The 22,231-nt window shown below is 48.2% G+C and carries 24 protein-coding genes; 12 read left to right on the forward strand and 12 right to left on the reverse strand.

What is annotated here, in order from left to right:
- Positions 1 to 68: 68 nt before the first annotated feature.
- The 5 genes from ndk to cmk all read right to left on the reverse strand — a co-directional run bounded on the left by ndk (position 69) and on the right by cmk (position 4,809).
- Positions 69 to 494, reverse strand: coding sequence for a nucleoside-diphosphate kinase (gene ndk, locus DBY95_RS01570; protein ID WP_107723147.1), 426 nt, complete (start codon positions 492 to 494; stop codon positions 69 to 71).
- A gap of 94 nt (positions 495 to 588) precedes the next feature.
- Positions 589 to 1,725 (reverse strand): cell division protein ZapE, encoded by a 1,137-nt coding sequence (gene zapE / locus DBY95_RS01575; RefSeq protein WP_107723148.1) that lies wholly within the window; start codon positions 1,723 to 1,725, stop codon positions 589 to 591.
- Positions 1,726 to 1,984: 259 nt separating this feature from the next.
- Positions 1,985 to 2,299 carry an integration host factor subunit beta gene (locus DBY95_RS01585; RefSeq protein WP_003678992.1) on the reverse strand — a complete coding sequence of 105 codons (315 nt, stop codon included), beginning with the start codon at positions 2,297 to 2,299 and terminating at the stop codon, positions 1,985 to 1,987.
- A 10-nt stretch (positions 2,300 to 2,309) separates the two neighbouring features.
- Complete coding sequence (gene rpsA / locus DBY95_RS01590) at positions 2,310 to 3,995, reverse strand: 30S ribosomal protein S1 (RefSeq protein ID WP_003678994.1); 1,686 nt, start codon at positions 3,993 to 3,995, stop codon at positions 2,310 to 2,312.
- 154 nt (positions 3,996 to 4,149) lie between these two features.
- On the reverse strand, positions 4,150 to 4,809 hold the full coding sequence (gene cmk / locus DBY95_RS01595) for a (d)CMP kinase (RefSeq protein WP_049344765.1): 660 nt from the start codon (positions 4,807 to 4,809) through the stop codon (positions 4,150 to 4,152).
- 216 nt (positions 4,810 to 5,025) lie between these two features.
- Between cmk and ruvB the strand changes: the two genes are divergently transcribed.
- From ruvB to DBY95_RS01630, 7 genes are all read left to right on the forward strand, one after another.
- Positions 5,026 to 6,057 (forward strand): Holliday junction branch migration DNA helicase RuvB, encoded by a 1,032-nt coding sequence (ruvB, locus tag DBY95_RS01600; protein WP_107723149.1) that lies wholly within the window; start codon positions 5,026 to 5,028, stop codon positions 6,055 to 6,057.
- Between the two features lie 122 nt (positions 6,058 to 6,179).
- Complete coding sequence (locus tag DBY95_RS01605) at positions 6,180 to 8,087, forward strand: ATP-binding cassette domain-containing protein (RefSeq protein ID WP_107723150.1); 1,908 nt, start codon at positions 6,180 to 6,182, stop codon at positions 8,085 to 8,087.
- 90 nt (positions 8,088 to 8,177) lie between these two features.
- Entirely contained in the window at positions 8,178 to 8,609 is a 432-nt protein-coding gene (locus DBY95_RS01610) for a type II toxin-antitoxin system RatA family toxin (RefSeq protein ID WP_107723151.1), read from the forward strand.
- Entirely contained in the window at positions 8,602 to 8,874 is a 273-nt protein-coding gene (locus tag DBY95_RS01615) for an RnfH family protein (RefSeq protein ID WP_107723152.1), read from the forward strand. The genes DBY95_RS01610 and DBY95_RS01615 overlap by 8 nt, the downstream gene beginning before the upstream one ends.
- Before the next feature lie 54 nt (positions 8,875 to 8,928).
- Positions 8,929 to 9,507, forward strand: a complete 579-nt coding sequence (gene pth / locus DBY95_RS01620) for an aminoacyl-tRNA hydrolase (protein WP_003683307.1) — start codon at positions 8,929 to 8,931, stop codon at positions 9,505 to 9,507.
- A 102-nt stretch (positions 9,508 to 9,609) separates the two neighbouring features.
- On the forward strand, positions 9,610 to 9,819 hold the full coding sequence (locus tag DBY95_RS01625; protein ID WP_107723153.1) for a dioxygenase: 210 nt from the start codon (positions 9,610 to 9,612) through the stop codon (positions 9,817 to 9,819).
- Positions 9,816 to 10,184, forward strand: a complete 369-nt coding sequence (locus tag DBY95_RS01630; protein ID WP_107723154.1) for a VanZ family protein — start codon at positions 9,816 to 9,818, stop codon at positions 10,182 to 10,184. The genes DBY95_RS01625 and DBY95_RS01630 overlap by 4 nt, the downstream gene beginning before the upstream one ends.
- 112 nt (positions 10,185 to 10,296) lie before the next feature.
- Here the strand turns inward: DBY95_RS01630 and DBY95_RS01635 are convergent, their stop codons facing one another.
- The 7 genes from DBY95_RS01635 to dapA form a co-directional block, all read right to left on the reverse strand.
- Positions 10,297 to 10,839 (reverse strand): opacity family porin, encoded by a 543-nt coding sequence (locus DBY95_RS01635; protein ID WP_049344773.1) that lies wholly within the window; start codon positions 10,837 to 10,839, stop codon positions 10,297 to 10,299.
- Between the two features lie 135 nt (positions 10,840 to 10,974).
- Positions 10,975 to 12,150 (reverse strand): radical SAM family heme chaperone HemW, encoded by a 1,176-nt coding sequence (hemW, locus tag DBY95_RS01640; RefSeq protein ID WP_107723155.1) that lies wholly within the window; start codon positions 12,148 to 12,150, stop codon positions 10,975 to 10,977.
- Between the two features lie 96 nt (positions 12,151 to 12,246).
- The gene (locus DBY95_RS01645) at positions 12,247 to 12,609 is read right to left on the reverse strand and encodes a thioredoxin family protein (protein WP_107723156.1); all 363 of its coding nucleotides are present in this window, start codon (positions 12,607 to 12,609) and stop codon (positions 12,247 to 12,249) included.
- 53 nt (positions 12,610 to 12,662) lie between these two features.
- Positions 12,663 to 13,256, reverse strand: a complete 594-nt coding sequence (rdgB, locus tag DBY95_RS01650) for an RdgB/HAM1 family non-canonical purine NTP pyrophosphatase (RefSeq protein ID WP_107723157.1) — start codon at positions 13,254 to 13,256, stop codon at positions 12,663 to 12,665.
- Between the two features lie 9 nt (positions 13,257 to 13,265).
- Positions 13,266 to 13,496: an NGO_0222 family membrane protein gene (locus DBY95_RS01655; protein ID WP_036490655.1), complete on the reverse strand. Its 231-nt coding sequence runs from the start codon at positions 13,494 to 13,496 to the stop codon at positions 13,266 to 13,268.
- 122 nt (positions 13,497 to 13,618) lie between these two features.
- Positions 13,619 to 14,749, reverse strand: coding sequence for an outer membrane protein assembly factor BamC (gene bamC / locus DBY95_RS01660; protein ID WP_070585472.1), 1,131 nt, complete (start codon positions 14,747 to 14,749; stop codon positions 13,619 to 13,621).
- 81 nt (positions 14,750 to 14,830) lie between these two features.
- A complete protein-coding gene (gene dapA, locus DBY95_RS01665) occupies positions 14,831 to 15,706 on the reverse strand; it encodes a 4-hydroxy-tetrahydrodipicolinate synthase (RefSeq protein ID WP_107723158.1) in 876 nt (291 codons plus the stop codon).
- Positions 15,707 to 16,043: 337 nt separating this feature from the next.
- Here dapA and DBY95_RS01670 point away from each other — a divergent pair, with 337 nt between their 5' ends.
- The 5 genes from DBY95_RS01670 (at position 16,044) to DBY95_RS01690 (ending at position 21,954) form a co-directional block, all read left to right on the forward strand.
- On the forward strand, positions 16,044 to 17,435 hold the full coding sequence (locus tag DBY95_RS01670; RefSeq protein WP_036490659.1) for a nucleobase:cation symporter-2 family protein: 1,392 nt from the start codon (positions 16,044 to 16,046) through the stop codon (positions 17,433 to 17,435).
- Between the two features lie 117 nt (positions 17,436 to 17,552).
- On the forward strand, positions 17,553 to 18,695 hold the full coding sequence (locus tag DBY95_RS01675) for a THUMP domain-containing class I SAM-dependent RNA methyltransferase (RefSeq protein ID WP_036490660.1): 1,143 nt from the start codon (positions 17,553 to 17,555) through the stop codon (positions 18,693 to 18,695).
- A gap of 286 nt (positions 18,696 to 18,981) precedes the next feature.
- The gene (gene nrdG / locus DBY95_RS01680) at positions 18,982 to 19,491 is read left to right on the forward strand and encodes an anaerobic ribonucleoside-triphosphate reductase activating protein (protein WP_107723159.1); all 510 of its coding nucleotides are present in this window, start codon (positions 18,982 to 18,984) and stop codon (positions 19,489 to 19,491) included.
- A 117-nt stretch (positions 19,492 to 19,608) separates the two neighbouring features.
- Positions 19,609 to 21,390, forward strand: a complete 1,782-nt coding sequence (gene nrdD / locus DBY95_RS01685; RefSeq protein ID WP_107723160.1) for an anaerobic ribonucleoside-triphosphate reductase — start codon at positions 19,609 to 19,611, stop codon at positions 21,388 to 21,390.
- 189 nt (positions 21,391 to 21,579) lie between these two features.
- Positions 21,580 to 21,954 (forward strand): DUF5339 family protein, encoded by a 375-nt coding sequence (locus DBY95_RS01690; protein ID WP_107723161.1) that lies wholly within the window; start codon positions 21,580 to 21,582, stop codon positions 21,952 to 21,954.
- Positions 21,955 to 22,231 lie beyond the last annotated feature (277 nt).

Consider the following 22,231-nt stretch of genomic DNA (forward strand, 5'->3'; position numbering starts at 1 on the left):
GATATACAAAGCAGTTTTGCCGTCCGATATGAATCGGACGGCCGTAAAGCGGCTACAGGCTTTTACTCTTAGCGTGGGCAGATTTCGCTTTGGCTGAAGAAGTAAGCAATTTCAATCGCAGCATTTTCAACGCTGTCAGAACCATGTACGGCATTAACACTGACAGATTCTGCAAAGTCGGCACGGATTGTACCCGGAGCTGCATCGGCTGGATTGGTTGCGCCCATCAATTCACGATTTTTTGCAACGGCGTTTTCACCTTCCAACACTTGAATCATGACAGGATTGCGTGTCATGAATTTAACCAAGTCTTCATAAAAAGGGCGGTCTTTGTGTACGGCATAAAACTCTTTCGCTTCACGATCAGAGAGATGTTTCATTTTCGCCGCAATAATGCGCAAGCCGTTTTCTTCAAAGCGGCTGTAAATCTTGCCGATGACGTTTTTTTCTACTGCATCGGGTTTGATGATGGAAATCGTACGTTCGATGGCCATGTTATGTCCTTGTTTTTATTGGTAGGTAAGTTGTCGCAGCCAAGAGGCGAGGGAAGTGTATTCTACCAAATTTCGCCCCTTTTGGGGAAAGGCATTATTTGCTTAAAGTCAGGTGTGGTTGTTCCAAATAGACTTCAGATTGCATTTCGATCATACGGCTGGCTGTACGGGTAAATTCTTCGGCGAAATCGCCTTCAACGTAAATATCGTTTACGCCAACTGTGCTGGTAGCGCACAGCTTCACACGGAAATCGTATAAAACGTCAATTAACCATGTCAGGCGGCGTGCTTCTGCTTTTTCTTGAGGGGTTAGGCGCTCTAATCCTGAAAGGAAAACCATCTCGTAATGTTCGGCTAAATACAGATAGTCAGCTTGTGAGCGCGGGCCAAAACATAATGCGCGGAAATCAAACCAGATGGCACGTTCTGACTGGGCTTTATGGGGAATTTCCCGTCCATGAATAATGCTGATGCCTGGGTTTAATTCAGAGATTCCGCTCATTTCTTTAAATAAAGCAGCCAGTTTTTGCTCGTTCTCTTCATTATTGGGGACAAAGAAAATTTCGGCAGGACGCAGCGTACGCAAGCGGTAATCTTCGCCTCCATCTACATTTAAAACGGTCAGGTTGGACTCGATAAGGGCGATGGTTGGCAGAAAACTGCTGCGGTTTTGGCCTTGAGGATAGAGTTCGGATGGGGCGTAGTTGGAAGTGGCTACCAAGACTACACCTTCACTCAACAGGTTTTCCAGCAAACGGCCTAGAATCATGGCATCTGCAATATCGCTGACATGAAACTCGTCAAAACATAATACGCGTGTTTCTTTGGCAATTTCTGTTGCAACGGCTTTTAAGGGATTGGCTTCGCTTTTTAAGACTTTCAGTCGTTGATGAATTTCGGCCATAAAGGCATGGAAATGCACGCGGCGCTTACGGCGATAAGGGAGGCAGCCAAAAAAAGCATCCATCAGGAAACTTTTACCGCGTCCTACGCCGCCATAAAAATAGAGTCCTTTTGGTACTTGGGGGGAGCGTAGGCTGCGGCCGAGAAAACGGTTGCGTTTGCGTTTGAACATCATCAACTCGGTCCACAAGCGATCCAAATATTCAATGGCTCGTGCTTGTGCTTCGTCACGGATAAAGTTGGGCTGTTCGGCTGCAGCTTGATACCAAGTCAATGGGCTGTGGTTTTCAAATGGAGGTGGTGTGAATAGTTGATCTCTATTGCTCATGTGTAACCTTTATTATGCTTTACTGGCGATAGTCGAAACATCATCCGCAATAGTTTGGACAGTAGTTGGAATGATGTTTTCATTACAGAATAGTCGGTCTATTATAAATGATTTCAGACGGCCTGCGTTTTTTGCAAAGGCTTTGTTGTCAATATAGTTGGAAAAGTGTGCGATTAAGGTATGCGTAAAAAGAGCTGGCTTTGGTATTTCTTGAAAAAACAAAAAACGCCGCATTTCTGCGGCGTTTTGCTACTAAGTATTAATGAGCACTTTCTTGCAATGCCAAGTCTACACGCTCACGCAACTCTTTACCCGGTTTGAAGTGAGGAACATGCTTTTCTGGCACTTCCACGCGTTCGCCGGTTTTGGGGTTGCGCCCGATACGGGCAGGGCGGTGGTTCAAGTCGAAGCTGCCGAAGCCGCGGATTTCGATACGTTGTCCACGAGCCAGTGAGCGGGTCATGGTATCAACCAAGACTTTTACACTGTATTCGACATCTTTAGCCAGCAGTTGGTTGCCATTTTTTTCGGCAAACACTTCTGCAAGGCGAACCATCAATTCAGACTTCGTCATGTCTGCAACCTTATTCTTGGTCGCCGGACAGTTTGGCTTTCAGCAAGTCGCCCAGGCTGGTAGTACCGGCATTGGCAGTCGCAGCAGCGTTAACTGAATTCAGCGCTTCGCGGTTTTCTTTAGCGTCTTTCGCTTTAACAGACAGGCGGATGCTGCGGTTTTTGCGGTCAACGGTAACGATAACGGCTTCAACTTCGTCGCCTTCTTTCAGTTTGGTAGTCAGGTCTTCAACGCGGTCAGCAGCGAATTCAGAAGCAGGCAGGTAGCCTTCAACTTCTTCAGACAGAGCAACTACGGCACCTTTGGCGTCAACAGATTTCACAGAACCTTTAACCAAAGAACCTTTGTCGTTTACGCTGATGAAGTTGCCGAACGGATCACCTTCCAGTTGTTTGATACCCAAAGAGATGCGTTCTTTTTCAACGTCGATTGCCAATACAACGGCTTCAACTTCTTCGCCTTTTTTGTATTTGCGTACAGCTTCTTCGCCGGCTTCAGTCCAAGACAGGTCAGACAAGTGAACCAGGCCGTCGATACCGCCAGGCAGACCTACGAATACGCCGAAGTCAGTGATAGATTTAACTGCGCCGGAGATTTTGTCGCCTTTGTTGTGGTTGGCAGCAAACTCTTCCCAAGGGTTAGCTTGGCATTGTTTCATACCCAAAGAGATACGGCGGCGGTCTTCGTCGATTTCCAGGATCATTACTTCAACTTCGTCACCCAGTTGAACAACTTTGCTTGGGTGTACGTTTTTGTTGGTCCAATCCATTTCGGAAACGTGTACCAAACCTTCGATGCCTTGTTCGATTTCAACGAATGCACCGTAGTCGGTCAGGTTGGATACTTTACCGAACAGGCGGGTACCTTGTGGGTAACGACGGGTCAGGCCGCTCCAAGGATCTTCGCCCAGTTGTTTCATACCCAGGGAAACGCGTTGTTTGTCTTGGTCGAATTTCAGGACTTTAGCTTCTACTTCTTGACCAACTTCCAAAACTTCGCTTGGGTGTTTCACACGGCGCCATGCCAAGTCGGTGATGTGCAACAGACCGTCGATGCCGCCCAAGTCAACGAATGCACCATAATCGGTGATGTTTTTAACGATACCTTTGATAACTGAACCTTCTTGCAGGTTTTCCAGCAAGGCTTTGCGTTCTTCGCCCAAAGTAGCTTCCAGAACAGCGCGGCGGGACACAACAACGTTGTTGCGTTTTTTGTCCAGTTTGATCACTTTGAATTCAATTTCTTTGCCTTCGAAGTGAGAAGTGTCTTTTACAGGACGTACGTCAACCAAAGAACCCGGCAGGAATGCACGGATGCTGTTGATCATAACAGTCAGACCACCTTTGACTTTGCCATTGATAACGCCGGACAGGATGTCGCCGTTTTCCATAGCTTCTTCCAAAGCGATCCAGTCGGCAGCGCGTTTAGCTTTTTCGCGGGACAGTTTGGTTTCGCCGAAGCCGTTTTCAACAGATTCGATGGTAACGGTAACGAAGTCGCCAACTTTAACTTCAATCTCGCCCTGAGCGTTTTTGAATTCAGCAACATCAATCAGAGATTCTGATTTCAGACCTGCGTTAACGGTAACGAAGTTTTGATCGATGCCGACTACTTCGGCAGTAATCACTTCACCTGGGTTCATCTCTTGCAGGGTAAAGCTTTCTTCCAGCAGCTGGGCAAAATTTTCCATAGTCATATATACTCTTTTCGGTACACCGCCAAGGGGTGCGGGTTAGGTTTGAAATGACCTGCCGTCCTTGGCGCGGCAGGTTGGGAAATGTTTTCAGACGGCCTTGTTATAGGGCTAACAGGCCGTCTGAAATGAAAACTTCGCGATTATACTCCAAATTTTAAACTTTATGATACCAATCAAGCACTTTTTTTACAGCTTCTTCGATAGAAAGGTTATCAGTATCTAAAAGCAGGGCGTCGGGAAGCTGTTTCAACGGAGCAACAGGGCGGCGGCGGTCTGCTTCGTCACGCGCTTCAATGTCCGACAAAATACGCTCGAATGCAACGCCTTCGCATGGGATACCGAGTTGTTTGGCACGACGTTGGGCGCGGACATTGGCACTTGCGGTCAGGAAAATTTTTAATGCGGCATCAGGGAAAATAACCGAGCCGATATCGCGGCCGTCGGCGACCAAGCCTTTTTCGGTTAGGAAGTCGCGTTGGCGTTGCAAAAGGGCGGCACGCACTTTAGGCAACTGCGCGACGGCAGATGCGCCCATGCCAATCGCTTCGGTACGGATTTGCTCGGATACATCTTCGCCGTTTAATAATACGGCGCTGCCTTCAAATTGTGCGGGCAAAGTTTCTGCCAGTGTGCTGACGGCATCTTCATCTGTCCAGGCAACATTTTGTTTTTGTGCGTAAAGCGCGGTCAGGCGGTAAAGCGCACCGGAGTCGAGGTAAAGAAAACCCAAGGCTTCGGCTACGCGTGAGGCAACTGTCCCTTTACCGGATGCGCTGGGGCCGTCGATGGCGATGACTTTTTGCTTGAGGCTCATGTGTTCTCCTGAATGCGATAGGTATTTGAATTAACCGTTTATTATACGTTGCTTTGGCCGTCTGAAAACGAAAATTTTTGTGTGATTTAGATTTGAGGGGAAAGCGGTTCGGCCTTATCAGGTATAATGGCCAAAATCATAATTTAACCGCTTTGTCTGATTGTTCGGGCCGTCTGAAACAACGGGTCGGGAACGGTCTTAGAATTTAGAAACATTATGTTACAAACCGATAATCTTACTTCTGCACAACCTCAGCGCATTATCACTGCTCAAAATATTTCCGCTCAGGAGGAATTGCTTGAACGTGCTTTACGTCCGAAAACTTTAAACGACTATATCGGGCAGGATAAGGCAAAAGAGCAGTTGGCCATTTTTATTCAGGCGGCGAAAAAACGTGGCGAAGCGCTTGACCACACTTTGCTGTTTGGCCCTCCGGGTTTGGGCAAAACTACTTTGGCACACATTATCGCCAAAGAGTTAGGCGTTAATTTGCGCCAAACCAGCGGCCCGGTTTTGGAACGTGCCGGCGACCTTGCAGCCTTGTTGACCAACCTCGAGCCTCATGATGTGCTGTTTATTGATGAAATCCACCGTTTAAGCCCCGTGGTTGAAGAAATCCTTTATCCTGCGCTTGAAGATTATCAGTTGGACATCATGATAGGCGAGGGTCCGGCCGCGCGTTCGGTCAAAATCGATTTACCGCCGTTTACATTGGTAGGTGCGACGACCCGTGCCGGTATGCTGACCAATCCTTTGCGCGACCGTTTCGGTATCGTGTCCCGATTGGAGTTTTATCAGAATAAAGATTTGGCGACTATTGTTGCCCGTTCAGCCCAATTGTTGCAGTTGGAAATGGGCGACGAGGGTGCGATGGAAGTGGCCAAGCGCAGCCGCGGTACGCCGCGTATTGCCAACCGCCTTTTGCGACGTGTACGCGATTACGCTGATGTGAAAAACAACGGCGTGATTGATGCGGAAATTGCCGATGCGGCCTTGAGTATGCTGGATGTGGACGGGCAAGGTTTGGATGTGATGGATAGGAAATTCCTTGAGGCGATTCTGCACAAATTCAGCGGCGGTCCTGTCGGTTTGGAAAACGTGGCTGCTGCGATTGGCGAATCGACCGATACCATCGAAGATGTGATTGAGCCTTATCTGATTCAGCAGGGCTTTTTGCAGCGTACACCGCGCGGACGCGTAGCAACCGAACGAGCCTATCTGCATTTCGGTTTGAAGGTTCAAGAATAATAATGAAGGCTGTCTGAAAACTGCTTTCAGACGGCCTGATACTTTCAATTTCATATGATTGTCGGCAAATATCTGCCGATAATCGGTTAAAATGTTCCCCTTTTCTTTTTTGAAGTTTCCCCATGAATATCTTATCCGTAGAAAATGCTTCTTTTGCTGTCGGTCATTTCGCCTTGCTCGACAAAACTTCTTTTCAACTCGACAGCGGCGAAAAAATCGGTTTAATCGGCCGCAACGGTGCGGGTAAGTCTTCGTTTCTGAAAATCCTCGCCGGTGTACAGAAGCTCGACGACGGGCAGATTATTGTTCAGAACAACCTCAAAATTGTTTATGTGCCGCAGGAATCCTTTTTTGATAAGGAAGCAACCGTATTTGATACCGTTGCCGAAGGTTTGGGCGAAATTCGCGATTTATTGCGCCGTTATCATCATGTCAGCCATGAGTTGGAAAATGGTTCGAGTGAGGCTTTGTTAAAAGAGCTCAACGAATTACAACTCGAAATTGAAGCGAAGGACGGCTGGAAGCTGGATGCGGCAGTCAAGCAGACTTTGGGGGAACTGGGTTTGCCGGAAAACGAAAAAATCGGCAACCTTTCCGGCGGTCAGAAAAAGCGCGTCGCTTTGGCGCAGGCTTGGGTGCAAAAGCCCGACGTATTGCTACTGGACGAACCGACCAACCATTTGGACATCGACGCGATTATTTGGTTGGAAAACCTGCTCAAAGCATTTGAAGGCAGCTTGGTCGTGATTACCCACGACCGCCGTTTCCTGGACAATATCGCCACACGTATCGTCGAACTCGACCGCGGTATTCTGCGCTCCTATCCTGGCTCGTTCTCCAAATACAGCGAGAAAAAAGCGCAAGAGTTGGCAGTTGAGGCGGAACATAACCGCCTCTTCGACAAATTCCACGCTCAGGAAGAAGCGTGGATACGCAAAGGCATCGAAGCGCGCCGTACCCGTAACGAAGGCCGCGTACGCCGTTTGGAAGAGCTGCGCCGCCAGCGTGCCGAACGCCGTAACGTACAAGGGCAGGTCAACTTTAAGCTCGACAGTGGCGAAAAAAGCGGCAAAATCATCGCCGAATTGGAACATGCTTCGTTTGCCTATGGTGACAAAGTCATCATGGACAAATTCTCCGCTATCTTGCAGCGCGGCGACAAAATCGGCTTAATCGGTCCAAACGGTATCGGTAAAACCACCTTCCTTAAGCTGATTTTGGGCGAATTGCAGCCGACCTACGGCAGAATCCGCATCGGCAGTAAACAGGAAGTTGCTTATTTCGACCAGTTCCGCAGCGCGTTGAACGAAAACGACACTGTGTTTTACACGCTGGGACAGGGCAATGATTACGTTGAAGTCGGCGGTAAGAAAAAGCATGTGATGAGCTATTTGGAAGATTTTCTATTCCATCCAGCCCGCGCGCAAAGTCCCGTTTCATCGCTCTCCGGTGGCGAACGTAACCGCCTCCTGTTGGCAAAACTCTTTACCCGCCCTGCCAATATCCTGGTCTTGGACGAACCGACCAACGACTTGGATATCGACACCCAAGAGCTGCTTGAAGACTTGCTGCGTGATTACCAAGGCACGGTATTCCTTGTCTCGCATGACCGTATGTTCTTGGATAATGTGATTACCCAAAGCATTGTTTTCGAAGGACAAGGCCGTCTGAAAGAATATATCGGCGGCTATCAGGACTATATCGACGCAAAATCGCGGGAAGATAAAATTCAGACGGCCTCTGCGCCTAAAGCGGTTGCCGAGCCTGAAAAAATCAAACCCAAAGCCAACCGTACGGTCAAACTTTCCTACAAAGAACAGCGCGAACTCGATGCCCTGCCTGATGAAATCGCCGCTTTGGAAACCGAACAGGCTGAAATCAATACCCAGCTTTCCGATCCTGAAATTTTCAAAGATTACGAAAAAGCAGGTGCATTGCAAAGCAGGGCTGAAGAAATCGAAATGCTGCTTTTGGAAAAGCTGGAACGCTGGGAATGGCTGGAAGCGAAACAAAATGGCGAAGCGGTTTAAATTAGGAATTTTGTCCCAAAGTAGGGCAGATATTTTTCTAAATCATGCCGTCTGAACCCCGAATATTCAAAAACAAGGTCTACAACCAACATGAAAAAAGTCGAGAAAAACGTATTGGTGCTGCATAGCACTAAGGAAATGTTTGAGCTGGTGGACAAAGTTGAGGACTATCCAAAATTTTTGCCGTGGTACAGCAAGACTGAAGTCATCGAACGCAAAGGCAATGAGCTAAAAGCGCGCCTGTTTATGGACTATATGCGTGTCAAGCAGTCGTTTGCAACGCACAACCACAATATCCCGGGGCAGGAAATCCGCATGGATTTGCTTGAGGGGCCGTTTAAAACCCTGCGCGGCACTTGGAAATTTATCGATTTGGGCGATGATATGTGCAAAGTCGAATTCAGATTAGAATACGATTTCTCCAATGCCGTACTCTCTGCCATGATTTCCCCGGTGTTCGGCCATCTTGCCGGTACGCTGGTAGATGCTTTTATTAAAGAGGCCGATCGCCGCTATGCTTGAGATTGAAATTGTTTACGGACTGGCCGACAGGCAAGTGTTGAAGGGCATGACCGTTGCCGAAGGTACAACCGTACGCGAAGCTGCCCTGCAAAGCGGTTTGGAGGTGGAGTTCCCAGAGTTGGATTTGCAGCAAGCGCCTTTGGGTATTTTCGGCAAGGCCGTGAAAGACGAGACAGCGTTGCGCGATGGCGATCGGATTGAGGTTTATCGTCCATTGTTGATTGATCCGAAAGAAGCGAGACGTAAACGCGCAGGGCAAGAATAAATCGAAGGCCGTCTGAAATTTTTTCAGACGGCCTGTCAAACTGAAAGAACAGTAATGAGCTTGAAAATTAAATTAATCGTCGGTTTGGGCAATCCAGGCCAAGAATACGAACAAACGCGCCACAATGTCGGCTTTTGGCTGTTGGACGAGCTGGCGTGGAAATGGAAAGTCAATTTTAAAGACGAAAAGAAATTTTACGGTGAAGTAGCGCGCGCCACTACGCCTGATGGCGATGTTTGGCTGCTCAAACCCATGACCTTTATGAACCGCTCCGGTCAGGCCGTTGCCGCTTTGGCTCAGTTTTACAAAATCAAGCCGGAGGAAATCTTGGTGGTTCATGACGAGCTGGATATTCCATGCGGCCGTATCAAATTCAAACTTGGCGGCGGCAACGGCGGACACAACGGCCTCAAAGATATTCAGGCTCGTTTGGGTACGCCTAATTTCTACCGCCTGCGCTTGGGCATTGATCATCCTGGCGACCGTAATCTGGTTGTCGGTTATGTGTTGAATAAACCGTCAGCGGAACACAGACAGCAAATTGATGATTCCATCGCCAAATCCCTGCAAGGATTGCCGGCCGTGTTGAATGGCGAATGGGAAGAAGCAACACGTTTTTTACACAGTAAGTAAGCGTACCCAAATCAAACGAGTAGCCTTGCACATCATGTTCAGACGGTCTGAAAACAGATAATGTGCCTGAATAGCGATAATCCAATTAAAGAAACAGTAAATATGAACGAACTGACCAGCCTTATGCAGACCGAAGCCCCAGGGATTGTTGGCGAGACATTAGACTTCTGCCTTTACGAATGCAGTATTGAAGATGCCCCGGATGCAGAAGAAGTGGCACAATGGCGTGATATTTTGAAGGCTCGAGGTGGGAAATTTGTCCGCTTGGCAGGTATTTGCCAAACATGGTTGGATGAAGAGGCCGACAAATGAAAGCCTTACCATTAAACAAATTCACTGCCGCTGCCTTGATTTGGTTTGCCGCCGCCATTTATGCCTTGCTTTTCAAAGAGGGCGGCAATAGCGCTCCACCATTTCCCCATTTTGATAAAGTCGGCCATTTCGGGCTGTTCTTCGGTCAGGCATGGTTGTGTGCAAAAATATTTATTCAAGACAATAGGACTATTCCCTATAAAGGCATTCTGTTTGCCGCTTTATTGTTTGCCATAGGAAGCGAGCTGGCTCAGGCATTTCTGACTGCTACGCGCCAAGGTTCGATCGCGGACGGCATTGCCGATATGGCAGGTACGGCTGCGGCACTGTGGTTTGCAGAAAAAATAAAAGCAGCAAAAAGTTAGATATATTTAAAGAAGTTAAAAGGCCGTCTGAAATCCTGAGGAACAGGTTTCAGACGGCCTTTTGTTACTGGATATTTGAAGCAATGATTGCTTCATACCAAGTATTCAAATATTAGAATTTTACGCGTACACCGGCAGATACTTCGTGGGAATGGAGCTTAACGTTATTGATCTTGCTCCAGTGGTTATAGCGATAGCCTGCATCCAGTGCTACATTTTGAGTTACATCATAACTTACACCAGCCATTGCACCTACGCCAATTTTAGTATCCTTACGTTCAGCTGTTTGTTCGGCTGTTTGATATTTATGAGTAGAGTGGTTAAGACCCAGGCGAACACCTACATAAGGTTTTACAGGAGCTTGCAGGTCAAAATCATAAATAGCAGATACACCGGCACTGTGATATTTAGCCTCAGCATATACCGAAGGTACATTAATCTTTGCAGATTTATAATGCGTATAGTCGGCAGCAACACGGAAATCGCCGAAATCGTAGCCTGCAGAAATACGAGGGCTAAAGCCTTTAATTGATGCGCCACCCAGTTTTACAGTAGCATGACCAGCATCAGCCTGAACATAAAAACCTTTGGTTTCATCAGCCAATGCAAATGCAGGCAGGGAAAGAGCAATCAGTGTTACCAGAACTTTTTTCATTGTTTTGTCCTTAATGTAGGATTAGGAGTAGTGGATAATCGCCGGGATTGTTCATTCCCAACAATTATTCTGATTGTATTTTCTTGTGGAAAATTAAGCAAATCTAAAAATGTGTCAGCTGTTGTAAAATCGCACTTATAAAAAACACTGTAACAAATCGTTTAAGAACAAACAGCCTTGTTCGGTCGGGCGGAACACGGTCGGGTCTGATTCAAGCAGGCCTTTTTGTCTGGTGGTTTCGATTTGAGCCATGATTTTTGCAGTGGGGACGCCGGTACGTTCCTGCAACATTGCAGCAGGTACGCCGTCGGTCAGGCGCAGGGCGTTCATCATGAACTCGAATGGAAGGTCTTCAGCAGCAACAGTTTTGCGTTCAACTGCTTCATGCGGATTGCTTTGTATGGCGGCAAGATAGTCGTTGGGATGACGACGGCGGACGGTGCGTTCGATATGGTCAGGATAGGAGATTTTGCCGTGTGCGCCCGCACCTATACCCAAGTAATCGCCGAACTGCCAATAGTTCAAATTATGGCGGCACTGCATACCAGGTTTTGCAAAAGCCGATGTTTCATAGTGAATAAAGCCTGCGCCTTCCAATGCACCGTGTACGGCATCTTCAATATCCAATGCTGCTTCATCTTGCGGCAATCCTTTTGGCGGCGTATGACCGAAAGGCGTGTTCGGTTCCATGGTCAGATGATATGCGCTGATATGCGATACGCCTGTTGCGATAGCCGTTTGCACATCGTTTAAGGCCGTCTGAACGGTTTGGTTTGGTAGGGCATACATCAAATCGATATTAACTTTTTCAAATAATTTCAAGGCAGTATCAATGGCTGTCAGGGCTTCTTTGCCGTTGTGAACGCGTCCCAATCGAGTAAGCATATCGTCATTAAAACTCTGTACGCCGATAGACAGGCGCGTAATACCTGCGTCTTTAAATCCTTGAAACTTCTCAATTTCAAATGTGCCCGGATTGGCTTCCAAAGTAATTTCCGCTTCGGGGTGCAAACGCACTAATGAACGCACGCCGCTTAACAAGCGGTCAATTGATTTCGCTTGAAATAGGCTGGGTGTGCCGCCACCGAAGAATATGGTTTCCACAGGTCTGCCCCAAATATTGGGCAATTCAAGTTGCAAGTCGGTTAATAGGGCATCGATATAGGCTTCTTCCGGCAGGCCGTTTTTCAGGCTGTGGGAATTGAAGTCGCAATACGGGCATTTTTTGATGCACCAAGGAATATGGATATAGAGTGATAAAGGAGGCAGGGCGGTTAGCTGGCCGGGACGTTGGAAGGTGATTTGGGTCATGATATGTGTTGAGGCTCGAGGCCGTCTGAAATTTTTAGGGCCTTATTTTAACTGAAATGTCGGCCGGGAAAATAATCAGTAGGAAATTTGCGCAGTCTAAGCGCTCAAAAAAGCTTCTATTTCTTCTTCTGATAATTTGGAATCGCAGACGGATTTTATTTTGCCTTGTGAGATGTTGAGTAATGCGGGAACAGTTTTGATGCCGTGTTGTTCACGAAAAGTTTTTAAAGCTGCTTTGTTGCTGCTGTCTGTAAAGCGGATAGTAAGCTGCTTGTTTATGGAAACAGTAAACAGTTTTGCAACAAAACGGCGACAGTATGAACAACTTGGTTTGCCTAGAAAGACGATAGCAGTTTCTTGACTATCAATGAGTTGAAGAAGTTCGTCAGGTGTGGTTGGGATGAAGGCAGCAACGTGTTTTGCAAAGGCTGCCAATTCTTCAGGTGTGGGCTTGGGCATGGGAGTGAATGTGAGGTAAGCCGTCTGAAGGTTTCAGACGGCCTGTTATCGATTTATAAGGATTCAATTTTTCTTAACAATTCACGCAATGCTTGGGCGCGGTGGCTTTCGGCATTTTTGATTTCAGGACCAAGCTCGGCGGCGGTGCAACCATGTTCGGCCAGATAGAAATGCGGGTCGTAGCCGAAGCCGTTTGTACCTGCGGCTTCTGCCTGCCATTGTCCGTGCCAGATGCCTTCGGCGATGATGGGTTGCGGGTCGTTTTCGTGGCGGACGAGGACGAGCACGCAGACGTAGTAACAGCTTTTATCGTCTTTATCGGCAAGATCGGCAGACAGTTTGGCGTTGTTTGCGGCATCGGATTTGGGGTTTTCGCCTGCATAACGGGCGGAGAAAATGCCGGGTGCGCCGTTTAAGGCGTTGGTGCAGATGCCGGAATCGTCGGCAAGTGCCGGTAAGGCGCTGTATTTGGCGGCATGGCGTGCTTTAGCCAGGGCATTTTCAACAAAGGTATGGTACGGCTCGGGACATTCGGGCGTATTGAACTGCGATTGTGGCAGGACTTCGATGTTTAAGTCGGTAAAGAGGCGGGAAAATTCTTTGAGTTTGCCTGCGTTGCCACTGGCAAGGACGATTTTTTCAAACATGGTTTTTCCTTAATGGGTTTCGGTTTGCTGCATACGGGCCATTTGTGCGCGTGCTTTGTGGCGGATGTAAAGGGCAAGGCTGCCGATTTGGGCAAAAACGGCGGCAAAGGCAAACAGAAAGGCGGCAACGGCAAATTGTTTGCTGTGAATGCTCAGAAGATAAGCGCCCAACAGAATCAGGACGATAAACATCAGGGTAAACAGGGCGGTCAGGAGCAGATAGGCTTTTTGTCGGGTCATGGCAGCTTGGTTAAGGGAGAAAAATATTCTGATTATAACGTCAGATTGGGAATTTGAAACCATGCCGTATCCGTTAAAAAGGCCGTCTGAATATTTCAGACGGCCTTAAGTCGAATAACGGATTAACGCAATTCTGTGTGCAGGCGGCTCAACAATGTGGAGGCATCGCTGCCTTTGTATGGGCTGCCGTCTTTGTTCAACAGATGGAGGCGTGCGCCATTGTTGATAGGCTCAACATATACGATGATTTCAGGATAAGTTTTTGGCGCTTCTGCTTTGCCTTTGCCAAATACGCGTTTGAACAGGCCTGGTTTTTTATTGGCAACTGCTTCGCCTTCGGTTGGCGCTTGTTGAACCAAGAAAGCGCGGCGTTCAGCATTTTGACCGATAACAGTCAGGCCGATGCGGTCAAGCGCAAGGGCGGTACGGCGCCAGTTGCGACCGTAATCGCCTGCCAGCAGCAGGGTGCCGTTGTCCAAACGGGCCAACTCGGAGGCATTGCTGCGGGCGGCAACGCTTTGGGTCAGTGCCTGTTCGGCTTGTTGGCCGTCAACGCCCAAGTATTGCATAAAGCGGGCGAGGAATGCGGCTTCGAGGTTAGGGTCGCTCTCGCTTGGCTGCCACATGGTGGTGTCTTTTTTACGGTCGGCATAAACTTCTTTCATGCCTTTATGGGCGAAGAAGATGTCAGTCGAACCGTTTTTGCCTTGTTCGATGCGGATGATGAATTTGTCGCGTTCGCTGGTGGAGTAGATGCCGCCCAAGCCGACTTTATCCAACAGGCGGCGCAGGCTGTCTTGAGGGATTTTGGCTCGGTTTTCAGCCCACTCGGTCTCCATTTGGCCGATGGCCGGTTCTTCGGATTTGATGTCAAAACCGTTCTCTTGCCAGAACACTTTCAGTAAAGGCCAAATTTCGCGAGGCGATTTGCCATCGACAACCAACCAGCGTTGGTTGCCGTCACGCTCAAGGCGTACGCCTTTAACGGATTTCAAAACTTCTGCATTGGCAGGTTGTTGTACGGCTTGGGTGCGGCGTTTGTTGAAGTCGCTGGCGCGGACGGCGCCGCTGCCTGCCGGTAATTGATAGAGGTTGCCTTGGTCCGGGTTGTTCAAATCAGGTGGTACTTCCAGTTTGACCAAGCGGTGCGATTGACTTTGATAGTCGAGTTTGGGTTGTTCTTTTTTGCTGCCGGAACAGGCAGTCATGCTAATCAGGGCGAGGGCTACTACGATGGGTTTGATATAGGTCATCTTGTTTTCCTGTGGATGAAGTTCTTAACAGGGAGGCCGTCTGAAAAGGATGTTTTGATTTCAGACGGCCTTATTTCCGGATCAGATTTGTCCTGATTTTTCCAGAGCGGCTCGGACTTTGGCTTGACCGGCTTCGGTCAGTGCTACCAAAGGCAGACGAACATGGGGTTCGCATTTGCCCAATAAGCTCAGGCCCCATTTGGGCGCGGCCGGGCTGGGCTCGCAGAACATGGTGTTATAAATTGGGATAAGTTGCTCGTTTAGACGACGGGCGGTCGCAATATCGCCCTCAAGGGCGGCTCGACACATGTCGGCAAAGAGTTTCGGTGCAACGTTGGCTGCAACGGTTACCACGCCATGACCGCCACACAGCATGAAAGGCAGACCGGTAGGGTCGTCACCGGAGAACACGGCAAAACCTTCAGGAACGTTGTTGATCAATTCGATGTTGTTGCCGATATTGCCGCTGGCTTCTTTCACGCCGACGATATTCGGAATCTCGGCCAAACGCAAAATAGTGTCGTTGCTCATGCTCACGACGGTACGGCCGGGAACATTATAGATAATCATCGGAATCGAAGTGGCTTCGGCGATGGCTTTGAAATGTTGGTAAATGCCTTCTTGCGAAGGTTTGTTGTAGTAGGGAACAACAGATAAGGTGTAGTCCGCACCGGCTTGCTCAGCGGCTTTGGAAAGGGCGATGGCTTCGACAGTATTGTTGGCGCCTGTGCCAGCGATAACGGGAACGCGCTTGTTGACGTGTTTGACAGTGGCTTCAATAACGGCCAAATGTTCTTCAACAGGCAGGGTGGCTGACTCGCCGGTGGTGCCGACTGCGACGATGCCGTCGGTACCGTTTTCAATGTGCCAGTCAATTAAGTCATGAAGTTGTTCGTAGTTGATGCTGCCGTCTTGATTCATCGGGGTAATCAGGGCAACTAGACTGCCTTTTAACATACGGAAACCTTTTAATTTTATGGTGTAGGTGAATTATGCAGTGGATTGTAGCTTACTTTGTTGTTTGTGTGAAACATATCCGCTATGAGGCTTTGCCGTTTAATGGTGACTTGTCATTATCTTAATGAATAATACATTTTTAAATCATTGGTTTGTTTGTTTTGGGATGGAAAAATGATGTCAAGAATTAAAATGTGTTAAGGCGGTTTGAGGCCGTCTGAAAACGGCTGGACGGAACTTTCAGACGGCCTGATGGTTTTGAATTTGCTGATACATTTCAAATTGGTTAAAATACGCATCTTAATATTTTTTAACGATTCTTGAGAGAAGGTTCAACATGGCCGGAATGACTGAAAAACAGGCGGAATCGCTTGATTTGGTTTATGGTTTGGAAGACAAGCCGCCGTTTGGGAATGCGTTGTTGAGTGCGGTTACGCACCTTCTGGCGATTTTTGTCCCGATGATTACTCCGGCATTGATTGTCGGCGGGGCGTTGGAGCTGCCGGTTGAAATGACGGCTTATTTGGTGTCGATGGCGATGGTGGCTTCCGGTGTCGGTACTTATTTGCAGGTCAACCGTTTCGGGCCGGTCGGTTCGGGTATGTTGTCGATTCAGTCGGTTAACTTCTCTTTTGTTACCGTGATGATTGCGCTCGGTACCGGTATGAAAGAGGGCGGCTTGACTGAAGATGTGATGATTTCAACGCTCTTGGGCGTGTCCTTTGTCGGCGCGTTTTTGGTGTGTTTCTCCGCTTGGCTTTTGCCTTATTTGAAAAAAGTGATTACGCCGACTGTAAGCGGCGTGGTTGTCATGCTGATTGGCCTGAGCTTGGTGCATGTCGGTATTACCGATTTCGGCGGCGGCTTCGGTGCGAAAGCAGACGGTACGTTCGGTTCGATGGAAAACTTAGGTCTGGCATCGCTGGTGTTGCTGATTGTGTTGGTTTTCAACTGCTTGAAGAATCCATTGCTGCGCATGAGCGGCATTGCGGTGGGTTTGATCGTCGGGTATATCGTTGCGCTGTTTTTGGGCAAAGTGGATTTTTCCGCCCTGCAAAACCTGCCGCTGATTACCCTGCCTGTTCCGTTTAAATATGGCTTTGCATTTGATTGGCACGCGTTTATCGTTGCCGGTGCGATTTTCTTGTTGAGCGTATTTGAAGCAGTGGGCGATTTGACGGCGACTGCGATGGTCTCCGAGCAGCCGATTGAGGGTGAGGAATACACCAAACGTCTGCGCGGCGGCGTATTGGCAGATGGTTTGGTATCTGTGATTGCGACTGCGTTGGGCTCTTTGCCTTTGACCACTTTTGCGCAAAATAACGGCGTGATTCAAATGACCGGCGTGGCTTCGCGTCATGTAGGCAAATATATTGCGGCGATTTTGGTATTGTTGGGCTTGTTCCCCGTTATCGGCCGTGCATTTACCACGATTCCGAGTCCGGTTTTGGGTGGCGCGATGGTATTGATGTTTGGCCTGATTGCGATTGCCGGCGTGCGGATTTTGGTCAGCCACGGTATTCGCCGTCGTGAAGCAGTCATCGCGGCGACTTCTGTCGGTTTAGGTTTGGGCGTGGCATTTGAGCCGGAAGTGTTCAAAAACCTGCCTGTATTGTTCCAAAACTCAATTTCCGCAGGCGGTATTATGGCGGTATTGTTGAACTTGGTTTTACCGGAAGATAAAACCGATAAAGCGGTTAAGGTGGAAACCGACAGTTTGGATCACTAAGAAAGCTTTATTCAAAGGCCGTCTGAAGTTTCAGACGGCCTTTTGGTTTTTCGGCTATAATATTGTTTTTATTTGTTATCCGAGTGGTTCGGATAGCTCTACCCGGAAAGGTTCTATATGACGGTTTATTCACTTTTTATTACTTGTCCTCGCGGTTTAGAAGCGCCTTTGACGCAGGAACTCGAAAGCATGGCATGTCAGGATATCCGCGCTGTTGACGGCGGTGTGGCATGTAAAGGCACCATGGAGCAGGTGTATCGCATCAACCTGCATTCGCGCGTTGCTAGCCGCGTTTTGTTGCGTTTGACCAAAGGCGGTTATCGCAACGAACACGATATCTACAAACTTGCACGAAATCTGCATTGGACAGGTTGGTTTAAGCTGGAACAGACCTTTAAAGTCAAAGTCGAAGGCAAGCGCGCCAATGTGAAAAGCTTGGATTTTGTCGGTTTGAAAATCAAAGATGCCGTCTGTGATGCCTTCCGCGATATTTATGATGCGCGTCCGAGCGTGGGCAAAATCAACCCCGATATCCGTATTCATGCCTTTATCGATGAGCGCAATGTGGAAATTTTTATCGATACTTCCGGCGAAGCACTCTTCAAACGCGGCTATCGTCAGGATACCGGCGAAGCGCCATTAAGAGAGAACTTAGCGGCAGGTTTGCTGCTTTTGGCAGGCTATGATGGTACGCAGCCTTTCCAAGACCCGTTTTGCGGCAGTGGCACGATTGCCATTGAGGCTGCATGGATTGCGACACACCGTGCGCCGGGCTTGATGCGCCGTTTCGGTTTTGAAAAACTGCAAAACTTCGACAAAGAAAAATGGCAAGCCCTGCGCCGTGAAGCTGAAAAACAAATCAAACCGGCCGCCGCGCCAATTTCCGGCAGCGACAACGACCGTTATATGATTCGTGCCGCATTGGCCAATGCCCAAGCCGCCGAAGTGGATAATTTCATCCGCTTTGACGTGCAAGATGCGCAGGCCGCTCGACCAAACGGCGAACACGGCATTATGATTTCCAATCCTCCTTATGGTGTGCGCCTTGCCGAAATTCAGGCTTTGCAGGCGCTTTATCCTCAACTGGGCACATGGTTGAAACAGCATTACGCAGGCTGGCTTGCTGGGATGTTTACCGGCGATCGCGATATGCCGAAATTTATGCGCCTTTCTCCGAAGCGTAAAATTCCATTGTTCAATGGCAACTTGGATTGCCGATTGTTTTTGATGGATATGGTTAAAGGCTCAAATCGGGGCTAAAACCTGAAATTGAGGCCGTCTGAAAGATGATTTCAGACGGCCTTTTTTGTTTTATTTATATAGACTTTGCTATAACGGAGTTTGCTTTTCTTATTTTAATTTTAGGCCGTCTGAATCGTGTTCAGACGGTCTTTTTATTGGTTTAAAACTGCTTTTTATAGTAATAGACAATCATATAAATAATAAAAATCTATTGCATAGGTAAAATACATTGTTAAATAAAAATACCATATCTAGTAGTCTTGTGTTTTAATTCGCACCATATTTTGTGTTTTGTGGTATTGCAATGAGTGGTTTGAAATTTACAATCGAGCAAATTGTATGGCAGGAAGTGCCGGGCGAAGTGTCGTTGGCATTTCTGTTTTCCGGCTGTCCGTTGCGTTGCAAAGGTTGCCACAGTGCCGATACATGGAAAGAGGGCATTGGCACAGAATTGACCGGGGATTATTTAAAAGGCCGTCTGAAACGCTATCGCGGATTAATCAGCTGCGTGTTGTTTATGGGTGGGGAATGGCAGCCGGAAGCCTTGCAGAAAATGCTGGCCATTGTGACACAGGCGGGTTTGAAAGCCTGCTTGTACACCGGTTTGGAGTGTGAGGAGTTGGAGGCGGTTTCAGACGGCATTCTGCCTTATCTGACGTATCTGAAAACCGGCCGCTGGCAGATGGAGCTGGGCGGCTTGGACAGCCCGACCACCAATCAGAAGTTTATTGATTTGCGTACGGGCGAAGTGTTGAACCGCTTGTTTATCAAAGACAAACCTGCGCCTAAAGTTTTTCCAGTGGCTTCAATTTAGCTCAATGCTGTATTGCACTGATTTAAATTGAATTTATTGTATTCGCTGACAGCGATGTTTCAGACGGCCTGACCGTCATTGCTTGATAAATCAACCAAACCATACAGGAGAATTAACATGATTCGGCTGCATCCCGAACAGTTAAACGGAAAACTACAATTCATGCGCGACTACATCAGCGCGCAAAACGCGGCGGACGGCTCGAAAATGGACGCCAACGCCAACGTTACCCAGAAGAACATCGCTACGATGGAAGCGGAAATCATGAAAGACTTTTTCGTGCAGATTAACCGCGCCCAAGTGTCGCGCAAAATTGCCGAAATTTTCGACCAATCCGTCGCCGACGAATACATCCGCCAGATTGAGGCACATGAGATTTATGTGCACGACGAAACCAGCCTCAAGCCTTATTGTGTGTCGGTTACGCTGTATCCCTTCCTGCTCGACGGCTTAAGCAAACTCGGCGGAGAATCTAAGGCGCCACAACATTTGGCATCGTTTTGCGGCTCGTTTATCAACCTTGTGTTTGCCATTAGCGCGCAGTTTGCCGGCGCGGTGGCGACGGTGGAATTTCTGACTTATTTCGACTACTTCGCCCGTAAAGACTACGGCGACGATTATTTGGAAACCCACGGCAAAGAAATCGCCAATCATATGCAGCAGGTAGTGTACAGCATTAACCAGCCCGCCGCCGCGCGCGGCTATCAGAGCGTATTCTGGAATATTTCCGTTTACGATCAATACTATTTTGATGCGATGTTCGGCGATTTCGTCTTCCCCGATTTCAGCAAACCGGTGTGGGCGAGTGTGGCGAAGCTGCAAAACTTCTTCCTCAAATGGTTCAATCAGGAGCGCACCAAAGCCGTTTTGACTTTCCCTGTCGTGACCGCTGCGATGCTGACCGACGGCGGTAAATGCAAAGACACCGTGTTCGCCGACGAAATGGCGAAAGAGTTGGCGGAAGGCAATTCCTTCTTTGTTTATCTTTCCGACAATCCGGACTCGTTGGCTTCCTGCTGCCGCCTGCGTAACGCCATCGAAGACCGAACCTTCAGCTACACTCTCGGCGCGGGCGGCGTAGCGACCGGTTCCATCAACGTCATCACCATCAATATGAACCGATTGGAGCAAGACGGGCGCGACCTTGCCGCCGAAGTGGCCAAAATCCACAAATACCAATACGCCTACCGCAAACTGATGGAAGAATACCAAGCCGCCGGAATGCTGCCCGTTTACGATGCAGGCTTCATCACGCTGGACAAACAGTTCCTTACCATCGGCATCAACGGCATGGCGGAAGCCGCCGAATCGCAAGGCATTAAAGTCGGCTACAACGACGATTACATCAACTTCGTCCAAGGCCGTCTGAAAACCATATTTGAAGCCAACCAAGCCGCCAGCAAACACTACGGCGTGAAATTCAACACCGAGTTTGTCCCCGCCGAAAACCTCGGTGTAAAAAACGCCAAATGGGACAAAGCCGACGGCTACAAAGTCAGCCGTGAATGCTACAACTCCTATTTCTACGTCGTCGAAGACGAAGAAATCAACGCGCTCGACAAATTCCTGCTGCACGGCAAAGAACTGGTGGACTGGCTCGACGGTGGCTCCGCGCTGCACCTGAACCTCGATGAAGCCCTGCCCGAATCCGGCTACCGCTCGCTCTTAGACATCGCCGCGCAAACCGGCTGCAACTACTTCTGCGTGAACGTGCGCATTACCATTTGCAACGAATGCGGCCATATCGACAAACGTACCTTACACGCCTGTTCCGCCTGTGGCAGCCACGACATCGATTACGGCACCCGCGTCATCGGCTATCTGAAACGCGTATCCGCATTCAGTAGCGGACGGAGCAAAGAGCACGCACTCAGACATTATCACCGTAAAGCGGCGTAATTGTTGAAAAAAGGATTACTTAAAAAAGCAGTGGCCGTCTGAAATTTCAGACGGCCTTGATCATGTTGAGATAGGCAGGCTCTTTCAATGATATAGTTTTGATTAAATTAAACAAAAATTCTTGACATCTTCATATAATGAATTAACATATAACATCCTTTAACCTAAATTTAAAAAAGTGAGAGACACATGAAAACATCAGCTTTATTGGCAGCTCTGTCCCTGTCAGCATGCGGTGGTTCAGGCTCATCTTCTTCTGCCGTTTGTGACGAGTACGAAAAAGCATTTGCCGAAGCAACTAAAGACGTAGATGCCGCAACCAAAGACATGATGCAAAAATCTTTCGAACAAACCAAAGAAGCATTGAAAAACCTGCCGGCAGACCAGCGTGATGCAACTTGTAAAACTTCTTTGGACGCTTTGAAAGGCGTTCCTGCTGCAGAAACTCCTGAAGAAAAAGCCGAAGAAGCTAAAGATGCCGCTGAAGAGGCTAAAGAAGAAGCAAAAGACGCAGCGGAAGATGCCAAAGAAGCTGCTGAAGACGCTAAAGAAGAAGCTAAATAATACGGCTAAGCTTTACAGAAAAACGGATTCCAATGATTTGGAATCCGTTTTTTGTTTTGTGAATTAGGATGGTTGTTTTAGATGAGCTTTTTCAGTTTTCAGACGGCCATTTCTTATGCCGTCTGAAAGCGTTAGTTTCAACTAAGTTAAAATGTACAACAGCAAACAGTTAATCAAACTAACCGCGTGCGTACCGTACATGCCTTACGCGTAGGTTTTGAAGTTACAGTAGGGGTGTAGCGTAACCACGCACGCGATAGGTTGAGTATACAGACTA

This window comes from Neisseria subflava, assembly GCF_003044935.1.
GTDB lineage: Bacteria > Pseudomonadota > Gammaproteobacteria > Burkholderiales > Neisseriaceae > Neisseria > Neisseria subflava_E.

Excerpts from the sequence above, each read along its gene's own strand:
- ndk (WP_107723147.1), bottom strand. The coding sequence starts at position 494 with ATGGCCATCGAACGTACGATTTCCATCATCAAACCCGATGCAGTAGAA.
- zapE (WP_107723148.1), bottom strand. The coding sequence starts at position 1,725 with ATGAGCAATAGAGATCAACTATTCACACCACCTCCATTTGAAAACCAC.
- DBY95_RS01585 (WP_003678992.1), bottom strand. The coding sequence starts at position 2,299 with ATGACGAAGTCTGAATTGATGGTTCGCCTTGCAGAAGTGTTTGCCGAA.
- rpsA (WP_003678994.1), bottom strand. The coding sequence starts at position 3,995 with ATGACTATGGAAAATTTTGCCCAGCTGCTGGAAGAAAGCTTTACCCTG.
- cmk (WP_049344765.1), bottom strand. The coding sequence starts at position 4,809 with ATGAGCCTCAAGCAAAAAGTCATCGCCATCGACGGCCCCAGCGCATCC.
- ruvB (WP_107723149.1), top strand. The coding sequence starts at position 5,026 with ATGTTACAAACCGATAATCTTACTTCTGCACAACCTCAGCGCATTATC.
- DBY95_RS01605 (WP_107723150.1), top strand. The coding sequence starts at position 6,180 with ATGAATATCTTATCCGTAGAAAATGCTTCTTTTGCTGTCGGTCATTTC.
- DBY95_RS01610 (WP_107723151.1), top strand. The coding sequence starts at position 8,178 with ATGAAAAAAGTCGAGAAAAACGTATTGGTGCTGCATAGCACTAAGGAA.
- DBY95_RS01615 (WP_107723152.1), top strand. The coding sequence starts at position 8,602 with ATGCTTGAGATTGAAATTGTTTACGGACTGGCCGACAGGCAAGTGTTG.
- pth (WP_003683307.1), top strand. The coding sequence starts at position 8,929 with ATGAGCTTGAAAATTAAATTAATCGTCGGTTTGGGCAATCCAGGCCAA.
- DBY95_RS01625 (WP_107723153.1), top strand. The coding sequence starts at position 9,610 with ATGAACGAACTGACCAGCCTTATGCAGACCGAAGCCCCAGGGATTGTT.
- DBY95_RS01630 (WP_107723154.1), top strand. The coding sequence starts at position 9,816 with ATGAAAGCCTTACCATTAAACAAATTCACTGCCGCTGCCTTGATTTGG.
- DBY95_RS01635 (WP_049344773.1), bottom strand. The coding sequence starts at position 10,839 with ATGAAAAAAGTTCTGGTAACACTGATTGCTCTTTCCCTGCCTGCATTT.
- hemW (WP_107723155.1), bottom strand. The coding sequence starts at position 12,150 with ATGACCCAAATCACCTTCCAACGTCCCGGCCAGCTAACCGCCCTGCCT.
- DBY95_RS01645 (WP_107723156.1), bottom strand. The coding sequence starts at position 12,609 with ATGCCCAAGCCCACACCTGAAGAATTGGCAGCCTTTGCAAAACACGTT.
- rdgB (WP_107723157.1), bottom strand. The coding sequence starts at position 13,256 with ATGTTTGAAAAAATCGTCCTTGCCAGTGGCAACGCAGGCAAACTCAAA.
- DBY95_RS01655 (WP_036490655.1), bottom strand. The coding sequence starts at position 13,496 with ATGACCCGACAAAAAGCCTATCTGCTCCTGACCGCCCTGTTTACCCTG.
- bamC (WP_070585472.1), bottom strand. The coding sequence starts at position 14,749 with ATGACCTATATCAAACCCATCGTAGTAGCCCTCGCCCTGATTAGCATG.
- dapA (WP_107723158.1), bottom strand. The coding sequence starts at position 15,706 with ATGTTAAAAGGCAGTCTAGTTGCCCTGATTACCCCGATGAATCAAGAC.
- DBY95_RS01670 (WP_036490659.1), top strand. The coding sequence starts at position 16,044 with ATGGCCGGAATGACTGAAAAACAGGCGGAATCGCTTGATTTGGTTTAT.
- DBY95_RS01675 (WP_036490660.1), top strand. The coding sequence starts at position 17,553 with ATGACGGTTTATTCACTTTTTATTACTTGTCCTCGCGGTTTAGAAGCG.
- nrdG (WP_107723159.1), top strand. The coding sequence starts at position 18,982 with ATGAGTGGTTTGAAATTTACAATCGAGCAAATTGTATGGCAGGAAGTG.
- nrdD (WP_107723160.1), top strand. The coding sequence starts at position 19,609 with ATGATTCGGCTGCATCCCGAACAGTTAAACGGAAAACTACAATTCATG.
- DBY95_RS01690 (WP_107723161.1), top strand. The coding sequence starts at position 21,580 with ATGAAAACATCAGCTTTATTGGCAGCTCTGTCCCTGTCAGCATGCGGT.